This window comes from Sinomonas sp., from assembly GCF_051955515.1.
In the GTDB taxonomy this organism is placed as follows: domain Bacteria; phylum Actinomycetota; class Actinomycetes; order Actinomycetales; family Micrococcaceae; genus Sinomonas.
In genome coordinates this window covers 23,925-35,059 of the sequence record NZ_JBQCGQ010000229.1, presented here as the reverse complement: position 1 = coordinate 35,059, position 11,135 = coordinate 23,925, and the positions used below count along the sequence as shown (strand labels likewise).

At 70.7% G+C, this 11,135-nt stretch carries 9 protein-coding genes; 1 reads left to right on the top strand and 8 read right to left on the bottom strand.

Annotation, left to right across the window (positions count from 1 at the left end; all coding sequences use genetic code 11):
• Positions 1–121: 121 nt before the first annotated feature.
• The 5 genes from ACTHL9_RS13665 to ACTHL9_RS13645 all read right to left on the bottom strand — a co-directional run bounded on the left by ACTHL9_RS13665 (position 122) and on the right by ACTHL9_RS13645 (position 4,687).
• The gene (locus ACTHL9_RS13665) at positions 122–1,159 is read right to left on the bottom strand and encodes a TIGR01906 family membrane protein (protein ID WP_440519835.1); all 1,038 of its coding nucleotides are present in this window, start codon (positions 1,157–1,159) and stop codon (positions 122–124) included.
• Positions 1,160–1,336: 177 nt separating this feature from the next.
• Positions 1,337–2,599 (bottom strand): Ig-like domain-containing protein, encoded by a 1,263-nt coding sequence (locus tag ACTHL9_RS13660; protein ID WP_440519833.1) that lies wholly within the window; start codon positions 2,597–2,599, stop codon positions 1,337–1,339.
• Between the two features lie 5 nt (positions 2,600–2,604).
• On the bottom strand, positions 2,605–4,083 hold the full coding sequence (gene ahcY, locus ACTHL9_RS13655) for an adenosylhomocysteinase (protein WP_440519831.1): 1,479 nt from the start codon (positions 4,081–4,083) through the stop codon (positions 2,605–2,607).
• Positions 4,080–4,268, bottom strand: coding sequence for a Trm112 family protein (locus ACTHL9_RS13650; RefSeq protein WP_440519829.1), 189 nt, complete (start codon positions 4,266–4,268; stop codon positions 4,080–4,082). Before ACTHL9_RS13650 ends, ahcY begins: the two co-directional genes overlap by 4 nt.
• Before the next feature lie 29 nt (positions 4,269–4,297).
• Positions 4,298–4,687, bottom strand: a complete 390-nt coding sequence (locus tag ACTHL9_RS13645; protein WP_440519828.1) for a DUF3499 domain-containing protein — start codon at positions 4,685–4,687, stop codon at positions 4,298–4,300.
• A 246-nt stretch (positions 4,688–4,933) separates the two neighbouring features.
• On the opposite strand from ACTHL9_RS13645, the gene ACTHL9_RS13640 reads away from it, so the two are divergent.
• The gene (locus tag ACTHL9_RS13640) at positions 4,934–5,302 is read left to right on the top strand and encodes a metallopeptidase family protein (RefSeq protein WP_440519826.1); all 369 of its coding nucleotides are present in this window, start codon (positions 4,934–4,936) and stop codon (positions 5,300–5,302) included.
• Between the two features lie 16 nt (positions 5,303–5,318).
• On the opposite strand, the gene ACTHL9_RS13635 is transcribed toward ACTHL9_RS13640, so the two are convergent.
• The 3 genes from ACTHL9_RS13635 to ACTHL9_RS13625 are packed head-to-tail and all read right to left on the bottom strand — an operon-like array spanning position 5,319 to position 10,943.
• Entirely contained in the window at positions 5,319–6,911 is a 1,593-nt protein-coding gene (locus tag ACTHL9_RS13635; RefSeq protein WP_440519824.1) for a DUF5719 family protein, read from the bottom strand.
• A complete protein-coding gene (locus ACTHL9_RS13630; protein WP_440519823.1) occupies positions 6,895–10,359 on the bottom strand; it encodes a glycosyltransferase family 2 protein in 3,465 nt (1,154 codons plus the stop codon). Before ACTHL9_RS13630 ends, ACTHL9_RS13635 begins: the two co-directional genes overlap by 17 nt.
• A gap of 11 nt (positions 10,360–10,370) precedes the next feature.
• A complete protein-coding gene (locus tag ACTHL9_RS13625) occupies positions 10,371–10,943 on the bottom strand; it encodes a WhiB family transcriptional regulator (protein WP_440519822.1) in 573 nt (190 codons plus the stop codon).
• Between the last annotated feature and the right edge of the window lie 192 nt (positions 10,944–11,135).

Here is an 11,135-nt window from a genome sequence, read left to right as displayed (position 1 = left end):
CCCCCCCCCCCCCCCCCCCCCCCCCCCCCCCCGCCCCGGCGCCGGGGCCGGGCCCCCCCCCCCGCGCCCCCCCCCCCCCCCCCCGCCCCCCCCCCCCCCCCCCACGGAGGGGAACCGGCGCTTAGTCCTCGGCGCTCCGCTTCGTGGGCCAGGCGAAGATGATGATGAGGGAGCTCACCAGGAGCGTGAGCACCCCGATGACGATCGCGGAATCGATCCAGAACTGCCCCGGGAACAGGCGAATGAGCGTATCCGAGAGCTGGAACGTCCAGTTGCCTTGGGAGAAGAAGATCCGGTGGAAGTCCGTGAAGAATCTGTCCCACCCGAGGACAGCCAACACGGCGAGGCCCACCACGAGGACGAACGTCACGATGGAGCCGGCGAAGAGACCTCGGCCGAAGGCGCCGCGCCGCTTGCGCAGCACGAGGTATGAGACCACGAAGAACACGAGGAGCAGGAGCCCGGCCGCATAGGTCAGCAGGACCACGTTCTTCACGTCCGCCATGTGGCTGACTTCAGCATCGGTGAAGAGGGCGCTGCCCGAGGGCTGGACGAGGTCTCCGAGATAGCGACGGCCCGCGAAGTTGCCGAGATAGTCGACGGCGTAGGAGCCATAGGTGAGGCGATCGTCCACCGAGAAGCCGTAGCCGTCCCCGGGGAAACCCGGCCGGAAGTATTCGAGCCAGAGGAACGCGGGCGTCGCCACCAAGCGAACGGCGGCGATGAGGAGGAGGAACGGCAGGAAGATCGCCATGAGCACCTGAAGGACCCGGGGCGCCACGGGCTTCGCCTTGGCCGCGGCCTCGCGCTGCGCAGTGCGGCGCCGGACCTCGTCCTCGGGAGGCCGCATCTGAAGGGCCGTCGTCGGGGACGGCTCGAGATGGGCTTCATCCCGTTCAGCGGAGGAAAGCTCCGCGGGACGCTCCTTCGCAGAATGCTCCTCGCCGGACCCGTCCTCGGCGGCGTCGGGGCTGCTCATGGCCGCCGCGGGCGCGCTCGTGTCCGCGAGCCTGTCGGGCTCGGCGGCTGCCGGTGCGCTGGACGAGGCTCGGTGCTGCGGGGTCTTCATCCAGTCGAAGGCCGGCTCGTCGGTGTCCTGGGATTCGTCCATGTTCACCTCCGGCTGCAGGTCATGCCTGTCTTCGATCACGTCCATCATCCACTCACGCCTTGGGGGGCCGGCGCGTGCGCAGGCCTTGGTCTGGTCTGTCCTCTCCGTCCACCGTAGCCGGTCAGCCGGTCAACCGAGTGGAGAGACGCAGGCCTGTGGCCGAAGCGTTATCGCCCTGTGAAGTGAAGCGTGAGCGCTGAACCGAGCGTCAGCGTGGAATGAAGGTCAGCCGTTCGCATACTGTGCCCATGGGATGTTCCAGTCGCCAAAGCCGTCGTCGAAATTGGCGAAGTCACCCTGGGTGTTGATGATCTGGACGACGTCCCCCGTGGTCATGTTGTTGAAGACCCACGCCGCCCCATCCGGCCCGAGGCCGATGCATCCGTGCGAAACGTTGGTCACGCCAAGATACGGGATGGCCGTGTCCGTGGCCTGATGGATGAACTCACCGCTCGGCGTGAGCCTCGTGGCGTATTCGACGTCGAGTTCTCCATAGTTCGCCGGGTCGCCCGGCTTGAGGCCGATCGAGGCTGCCACGAAGTGCGCCTTGCGCTGCTTCTCCATCAGCACAAGGAAGCCGCGCGCCGACGGGAAGCGCTCGTCGCCGAGCGTCGCGGGCCACGTGTGCACCGGCTGGTCGTTGACGTAGGCGGTGAACGTGTGGGCCTGCGCGTCCGCGACGGCGGTGCGCTTGTCACCGACGTGGACGGTGTTGGTCTTCGAGAAGTTCCCGATCTGGCCGTTGCCCAGGTCAACGCCGAACAACTCCATCTTGACGGTGATGGTGCTCTGGGCTGCCCAGTACTGTTCCGGCCGATAGCGCACCATCGTGTCGCTGTACCAGTGGAACTCGCCCTTCTGGCCAGAGGTCGAGGTGATCGTGATGGCCTGTTCCACGGCCTTCTTGTTCTTGACTGGTTCGCTGAACGTGAGCTGGATCGGCTGGGCGACGCCCACGCTCATCCCATCCAGCGGGTACATCGCGGCGTCGGCTTCGTTGGCGGTGGAGACGGTCGTGAAGGTCGAGGTGGCCGTAGCGGTGCGTCCGGCTGCGTCCAGGCTGGTGTAGCTGAGCGTGTAGGTCGTGTTGAACTTGAGCTGGCCGGACGAGGTCCACACGGCCTTCTGGGCATCGAGCGCGCCCTCGACGTCATCGCCTGTGGCCGAGCGCAGGCTCACGTTGTCCACGGTCCCGTTCTTGACCGAGACCGTGACGGGTGCGGCAGGGTTCACTTCCTTCGCGCCAGCGGCAGGGACGGTGACCGCCGCGGCCGGCTGGACCACGGGGAACGCGGTGCCGGGCTGGCTTCGCACGGCACTTCCTGCCTCAGATCCGACCGGAGAGGCCTGCAGCGGGCCCACCACCGCGAACGCGCCGCCCACGGCGGCCGTGAGGACCACCGTGACGATCACGGCGATCTTGACGAGCTTTCCTCGCCGTCCCGGCGCGGAGGCGGGCTGACCTTCGGGGGCGGGCGTGCTGTCCATGGCGATCAGTAGCGGTAGTGGTCGGACTTGTACGGGCCGGCCACATCCAGATCCAGGTAGTCGGCCTGGTCCTTGGTGAGCTCGGTGAGCTCGACGCCGAGGGCGTCGAGGTGAAGGCGGGCGACCTTCTCGTCGAGGATCTTCGGCAGGACGTAGACCTTCTTCTCGTACGCGTCGTCGTCCCGCTTGGTCCACAGCTCGATCTGGGCGATCGTCTGGTTCGCGAACGAGTTGCTCATGACGAACGACGGGTGCCCGGTGGCGTTGCCGAGGTTGAGGAGGCGACCCTCGGAGAGCACGATGATCGAGTGCTCCTCGCGGGCCTCACCGCCGTTTTCGGCCGGGAAGACCCACTCGTGGACCTGGGGCTTGATCTCGATCTTGTGGACGCCGGGCCATTTCGCGAGGCCCGCCATGTCGATCTCATTGTCGAAGTGGCCTACATTGCCCACGATCGCCTTGTCCTTCATTGCGGCCATGTGCTCGGCACGGATGATGTCCTTGCCGCCCGTCGTCGTGATGAAGATGTCCCCCTCACGCACCACGCTCTCAAGGCGAACCACCTGGTAGCCGTCCATGGCGGCTTGGAGCGCGCAGATGGGGTCGACCTCGGTGACCACCACGCGTGCACCCTGGCCGCGCAGGGCTTCGGCTGCGCCCTTGCCGACGTCGCCGTAGCCGCACACGACGACGACCTTGCCGCCGATCAGCACGTCGGTCGCCCGGTTGATCCCGTCCGGGAGCGAGTGGCGGATGCCGTATTTGTTGTCGAACTTGCTCTTGGTGACCGAGTCGTTCACGTTGATCGCGGGGAAGAGAAGCTTCCCCTGCTCGGCGAGCTGGGAGAGGCGGTGGACGCCCGTCGTCGTCTCTTCCGTCACGCCCCGGATCCCCTTGGCGATACGCGTCCACTTCTGCGGGTCCCGCGCCTGGTCGGCCCGGAGGACGTCCAGGATGATCCGGTACTCCTCGGGGTCGTCCTCTGTGGGTTGCGGAACGGCGCCCGCTGCCTCGAACTCAACGCCCTTGTGCACCAGCAGCGTCGCGTCCCCGCCGTCGTCGAGGATCATGTTCGGGCCCAGGTCGGGGTTCTCGTCGGCCCCCGGCCAGGTGAGGATCTGCTCGGCCGTCCACCAATACTCCTCGAGCGTCTCGCCCTTCCACGCGAAGACCGGCACACCCTGCGGATCCTCTGCGGTTCCCTTCCCGACCACGATGGCGGCAGCAGCCTCGTCCTGGGTCGAGAAGATGTTGCACGAGGCCCAGCGGACGTCGGCGCCGAGCGCCACGAGCGTCTCGATGAGGACCGCCGTCTGCACCGTCATGTGCAGGGACCCCGCGATGCGGGCGCCCTTGAGCGGCTGCGTCTCCCCGAATTCGGCGCGCAACGCCATGAGCCCCGGCATCTCGTGCTCGGCGAGGCGGATCTGGTGCCGCCCTGCCTCGTGGAGGGAGATGTCGGCGACGCGGTAGTCGAGGGTCACGAAAGCTCCTGGGTCGGGAGAAGGACGGGGATTCCATCCTCGATGGGATAGCGCGGGGTCGAACCGTCGGCGGTCGGGGCGGTCGCGACGAGCTCGTCTCCCTCCTGCACCAGAGCGGACCCTGTGATGGGGCACCGCAGCACAGCCAGCAGGGCGGGGCTCAGGAGGGGGGAGCTGTATGGCATGGATACCAGCCTACCGGACCCGATAGCGCTCAGAACGGCTCGGGAAGGACCCTCAGATGCCGCCCGGAGGGAACGTCCACTCCGGGCGGAGGTGTCAGGAGCGCTTGACTCTCCCGTGCACTGCGCTGTGGCGGCTCGGACGGCTCCTCGACCTCGTCCTTCGCGTCCCGCACGGCCTCGGCGAGGGCCAGAAGGTCGTCCGGGCTGGGTTGACGGGCCGGCAGCGCGAGCCGGAGCACCTCCCAGCCGCGAGGAACGGTGAGGCGGTCGGCGTGGTGCGCACAGAGATCATAGGTGTGCGGCTCGGCAAAGGTCGCGAGGGGGCCCAGCACCGCGGTCGAGTCCGCGTACACGTAGGTCAGCGTGGCAACCGCGGGCTCGCGGCAGGCCGATCTGGAACAATGGCGGACTTCTCGCACAGCCAGTACCCTACTCTGCGTCCGGCGTCCCGCCGCGCATTGACTCGGTTAGCGCGCCGGGAGGGGCGGGTCTACAGTCGATATATGCAGGATCGTGCCTCGTCAGGGGGTCCAGTGGCAGGGGGTCCCTCCTCGGGACTCAGCATTCGGCCCCTCCCTCCCGCCGGCGAACCTGGTGCCGGGCGGCACCGAGGATTCCGGGACCGCCGTCGCAACAGGCATGGGCGCGGCCTGCGCGGCGAGATCATGCCCGCGATCCTTCCGGGGAGCCGGACCCGCGGCGAACGCTTCGAGGACTGGGTGCTCGACTCCGCCGACAGGCTCCAGGAGCTGCGCGGGAGCGAGCTCGACAACGTCGAGTACGCCGTCGAGGAGATCCCCCCGGGGCTCGAGCGGATCCTTCGCGAGGGGGGCCGTCCGCCTCAGGGGAGCATGATCCGACCTGCCCACGGAAAGCCTGCGCGCATCACGGTCTACCGCCGCGTCGTCGAGACGGAGGCCCCGTCGGCTGCCGAGGCGCAGGACCTCGTGCACGATGTGGTGGTCGAGTACACGGCGGCCCTGCTCAACGTCGAGCCCGAGTCGCTCGACCCGTACTACCGCGGCTACCGCTGAAGCCGGGCCTTCTCACTCAATAGCCGAGCGTGACGGCCACCGACTGCCGACCGCCGGCCGCCGGCAGGATCGCTGGCGTCGAGAGCCCGTTGCCGTCCGCACCCTCAAGGACCAGGCCGCCATAGACGGCACCACCCGAAGCGGAGACCGAATAGGCCACCGGCTTCGCGCCGTCGACCTGATCCGGGACGGCGAGCGTCGCCGTGGTGCCGCCCGCGATGTCCAGGGTCGCCGCGGCGTGCCGCTTGCCGTCGGCGGTGATCGGAACGGCGGTGACCTTGGCCCGCCCGTCCGGCACTGCAAAGACCAAGGTGCGCGATCCTTCGTCGCCGACCGGGACGACGTGCCCGTCGCCCAGGCGCGGCTGGGCACCGGCTACCGCGAAGTCGATCGGCTCGCTGTCCTTGAGTCCCTTGACCATCCGCACGCTCGCTGCGAACGAAACGTCGGACGACGCCGAGACTGAATACATGCCGGCAGGCAGCCCGGTCAGCGGAATCTCGGTGACCGTCCCGGCCTTCGCCGTGAACACGGCGCCGGCGGGCAGTGTGACGGGACCATTCGTTCCGAAGACCTGCACTTGGACCACCGCGTCGGCCGCGCCCGGCACGGTCACCTGGAGGGCCGCCTTGGCATCATCGAACCCGTTCTTCGCCGACAGCGAGGCCGCCGCGGCGGGGTCCTGAAGCTCGACGGCGCTTGCGACCTGCCGCGTCGACGGCGCGCCGACCGGCGTGAGGAACTCGACTCCGCCCGCCGTGAGTCCGCGCAGTGTGCTCTGCTGGATCACCGCGGCGACGGGACCGCCCGCGCTCCGGACGTGCACTCCAATGTTGCGCTGACCGGGCACGAAGCCGCCCACCACGAACGACTTGGTGCTGCGCGGCGGGACCTGGATCCCGCGGCTTCCCGCTGGCGCCTGGCCGAGAGGCTTGTCGCCGTAGAAGTCGAGATTGACGGTGGCCGGGGTGGTGGTCGGGTTTGTCAGGTACAGGACTGAGGTGCGTCCCACCAGCGTGCTCGCTCCGCTGAGCCAGAGGTCGTTGGCAGGTGCCGCGCAGGCCGCGGCCGCGAGCCCGCGAAGATCGCCGTCGGTCGCGCTGTAGCGGAACAGCGCCGCGGCGGAGGAAGGCCGCCCCTCAAGCGCGGACGCGCTCAGGAGGGCAGGGGCCGTCGTCGTCCTCGTGGCCACCGCGGCCGGCGCCGCGGCAGGCGGCGCGGCCGGCGCAGGCTGTCCGTCGGACACCTTCTGGAGCACGGACCCGTCGACGCCCGAGATCGTCCCCGCCGGCATGGCTCCGGAGGCTTCGCCGAGGACCGCCGCGGTCAGCTGGCTCGAGGCGGTAGTGCTCGCCGGGCTGAATTGCGGGTCGCCCTGGACGGGCGTCCCCTCGAGGAGCTCAGCGGGCCCGGGGCACACGCCTACGGTCTGGCCCACCGGCACGTCGACCGACGGCGGGGCAGCCGCCTTGAGGCTGGCAGGTTCCGGGATCGCGCCAGCGGCCACCACGAGCGCGGTCCCGCCGGCGCGGACCGCGGCACCTGCGGCGGCACCGAGCGCCCGGCGCAGCTTGGGCCGCGCTGGCTTGAGCTTAGACACGCGCGTCATTGTCGTTCCTCGCAGTCGTGGGCTGGGCGGGGGCAGGCTCCGGCGTCTCCGCCGCGCCGGGATCTGCACCGGTCTCGGTGCGTGCCGTCTCCTCCTCGGTCTCCTGCGGCGCACCCGGGCCTTCCGGCCCGCCGCCCTCAGTGGGCGTACGACGGCGGCCCGACGGCCCGCTGCCTCGCTGCGGGCGGCGGCGGGTCTGCGGGCGGAGGCGGGACGGGATTGCCATGAGCCCGGTGATCACGAGCACCACGGCAGCGAGCACCGCCAGGGGAACGGCTCCCGGCTGCTCGTAGCGGACCTCCAGATGGCCTCCAGAGGCCGGAAGCGTGAACGCCTGATCCCAGCCCTGGGTCGTTGCCGTCAGGCGGCGTCCGTCCAGCCACGCCGACCACCCTGGGTCGCTCCGCTCGGCGAGCACCAGCAGACGCCCCTCGGGCCCTGCCGGAACGCTCGCGTCGACCGTCTCGGGTCCCGAGCCGACGTAGCCGAGCACCTTCCCCTGAGGGTCCACGATGCTCGCGCGCTGGGCGATATCGAACTGGCTGCCGGCTTGCTGGTTCCGCGGCGTAACGCGCCACAGCCAGCCGACGTCCGTCTGGCCCACGGCGACCAGGCCGGGCACCGCGTCCATCTGGGAGGCCGTCACGGAGTCGCCGCCGTCGCGCTGCTGGAGGACCACGAATCCGACGCCGAGCGCCTCGAGGTCGGCCCTGGGGTCGACGCCCGACGAACTCGAGACAACGGCGACGGCACGGCGAACGGCGGCATCGGCGTCGTCATCCGTCCGCACAGTCTCGGATCCGAGGCTGCCGGTGACTCGGCTCGCCGAGGCGACGGCGGACAGCGCATCCAACGCCGTGCCGGCACCGCGCATGAGGGCCGCGGTGAATCCGCCCTGCGGTGTGCTGCGGAGGACGAGGGTCTTGGTCTGCTGGGCGCCAAGGCCCAGGTCGCTGGCGGTGGCGGGCAGCGTGCGCACGTGGCTCGGCGCCACAGCGAGAGGACTGCCGAAGCTGCCGCCCGGCGCCGCGCTGGGCGCGAGGCCCGCGACGGCCCACCGCGCGAGTCCGAAGATCGGCCCCGCAACGGCTATCACCATCACGACGACGAGCGTCACCCGCGCGGTCGCGGCGAGGCGGGCGTGCGCGACCCCTGGTTCGCGGCCGGCCGCACCCTCGCGCGGCTCGAGTGCGCGATCCGCTCCCACCACCGCGGCGGCGAGGAGCGACAGGACGCCTGCGGCAACGGCAGGCCCGGCGAACGGGGCAACGAGAGAATCGCCGGCCACCGCCGTGGGGATCCTCGACACCGCCCACGCGAGGGCGAAGGCGGCGACGGCGGCGGCGCCCGCGGCGCGGGCCACGGCTCCGCGTCGCGAAGGCAGAGCGATCATCGAGACGGCGGCGGCCGCGAGGACGGGGGCACCGATCAGGATCGCGTAGACGAGGGCCCACGGGCCGCCGGCGGGGAGCCAGCCAAGGCCGCCGATCCCGGACGTCGGGGTGAACGCGACCGGGCTGCCGAGCACGAGCTGCCACGGCGACGGTGCCGCGTAGCCGGTCGGTGCCCCCGGATCGGCGAGCCAGGCTCGCGGGTTCTCGGGCGAGGAAAGCCACACTGGGAGGAACATCACGGCGGATGGCACGAGCATGACCCAGAGGGACTGGGCGCGCCGGCGCAGGCCGAGGCTCACCGCCACCACCACGACCGCGGCGAGGGCAAGCAGGCTCGGCGAGCCGGCGGTGACAACGGCGAGGGCGAGACCACCGGCGGCGGCCGCCGTCCACGAGGGAACGCCGCCTGAACCCGGGCGCGGGACCCGTTCGATGCCCACCGTTCCGCGGACTCTGGCCGCTCCGACCGCGCGCACCACGCCGAGCGCTGCCCAAGGCAGGAAGACCTGGGCGACGACGGAGCCGAGGCGACCTTGCGCGACAGCCTCCTGCAGCGCCGGGGAGGCCGCCCAGACCAGCGCGGCAACGATCCGGGGCCAGCGGTGCTCGGTAAGCGCCGCGGCGAAGGACCATGCACCGACGCCGGCAATTGCCGGCGCGAGCACGAGCGACCAGACGACGGCACGGTTGGGGTCGCCGATGCCGAGGACGCCGAGGGCCCAGAGGACGGCATCGAACGGATCGCCGTGGCCCGCCTCCCCTGGCCCCAGTTCGGTCCACCAGGACGTGGCGTGGTGCCAGATCATCCCGAGGTCGGCGGACACGGGGAGGAGTCCGCCGCCGGATACAGCCTGAGCGCCGAGCAGCGGGATGAGGGCCAGAAGGGAGCTGACGAGGGCAAGGACAGCCACGACGACGGCTCCGGTCCCGGACCAGCCCTTGGAGGAGACCGCCAACGCGGCGAAGTCGTGGTCCGAATCCCCGGTGGGCTCGGACAGCGCGTCGTCCGCTCCGGCTCCGTCGCCGATGACGCGCTCTGCATATTCCGATTCGAGGTAAGCGCGGCGATGGCTGCGGATGTCATCCCGCGTCGCCCTGACACCGCGCACTGTTCCCCGGGCGACGCGCCGCGTGCGCGCTGCGTTCCGCCGGCCCTTCGCAAGCGCGCCGAGGGACGCGAGGGCGGCGAGGGTTGCCGCGCAGCGGGAGGCTCCCCGGCCTGGCTCCTTGGCGATGATGCCCCCCGCGAGACTCCAGAGTGCCGAGAGCAACGCCGCGACGAAGTGCAGCGGAACGGCCCACGTGGGCGCATGCTTGAGGCGCGTGTACACCTCGGCACGGCGGGCCGCGAAGGTGCTCGGTTCGGTGTCAGGCCGATCCGTTGCGTGGCTCATCCGGGCCGCGGGCACCACCACGACGCGGTGGCCGGCGAGGCGCGCACGCCAGCAGAAGTCCACGTCGTCGCCCGTCGCCGGGAGCGCAGGGTCGAAGCCCTTGAGCGCGTCCCAGACGTCTCGGCGTACCAGCATGCCGGCGGCATTGACGGCGAACATGTCGCTGCGGTCGTCGTACTGTCCCTGGTCCTGCTCGTCCTCGTCAATGAGGGCCATGCGCTCCGCCGAGCGGCTCGCGAAGAGACCCACGTCGACGAGTCGCCGTGGGTCGTTCCAGTCGAGCTGTTTGCAGCCCGCCACGGTCACGGCGGGGGCGCGCTCGACCGCGAGGAGCAGCTCCGCGAGGGCGCGGGGGTGGGGGGCGGCATCGTCCCTGAGGAGCCAGATCCATTCCTCCCCCGATGCCTCGTCACGATCCCCGGCGCGAGCGGGAGAGAACGCCTGCAATGCCGCGGCCACCGCCGCGCCGAAAGGCGCGGGTGCGTCGACGACCGCCTCGTCGCCGAGAGCACGCCGAAGGAGATCCCCCGAACCGTCCGTGGAGGCCGCGTCCGCGCCGATCACCACGTCCGGGCGACGGCTCTGCGCCGCCAGCGCGGCGAGGGTGCGCGGCAGGTAGGGGGCGCCGTCGTGCGCGACGACGACTGCGGTAACGTGCACGCCGTCCAGGATCAGACCGCCCGCTTCCGCAGGCGGCGGCGCTCGCGCTCGGACAGTCCGCCCCAGATCCCGAAGCGCTCGTCGTTCTCGAGGGCGTACTCGAGGCACTCGGCGCGGACGGTGCAGGAGCTGCAGACCTTCTTGGCGTCGCGGGTCGAGCCGCCCTTCTCGGGGAAGAACGCCTCGGGATCGGTCTGGGCGCACAGGGCGTCCGCCTGCCAGGCGAGCTCGCCCTCCACAGGTGCTGCCGGACGCAGCAGCGCGAGCCACACCGGCTGGGCCGGGCGCACCATCGGCTGGCGGTCCAGGAGGGAGACGACGTCAGCGCCGTGCTCGCCGTCCGCCTCGTCCTCGGCATCGTCGTCATTATCCAGCGGCGCCTCGCTCTCGAGGGCAGCATGCTCCAGAAGGAATGCCGTCGCCGCGTCCTCGAGGGTCGCCGCCGACATCTCCCTGTAGCGCTCGCCGGCCTGCGGATCAGCCGGGTCCACGTACCAATCCGCGGGGATGCCGCGCGACTGGTGGGCCTGCAGCGACTCTGCAGCTGCCGCCTCGTCAATCTGGAAACGCTCCGCCTGTGCCACGGTGCTCCTCCTCGGTGGTCGTCTGCGCGCGGCCTGCCTGCCTGTTCAGGCACCGAGCAGCGGGAGGATTCCCGACCTCGGCCCCATCTACCGCCACAGTTACTATCCGGTTCTAATTACACGTGTGTAAGTCATGCGGGTCAAGCGGCAGCCGGGAATTGTAGCCAGAAGGATTCCATGTGGTGGGGCACG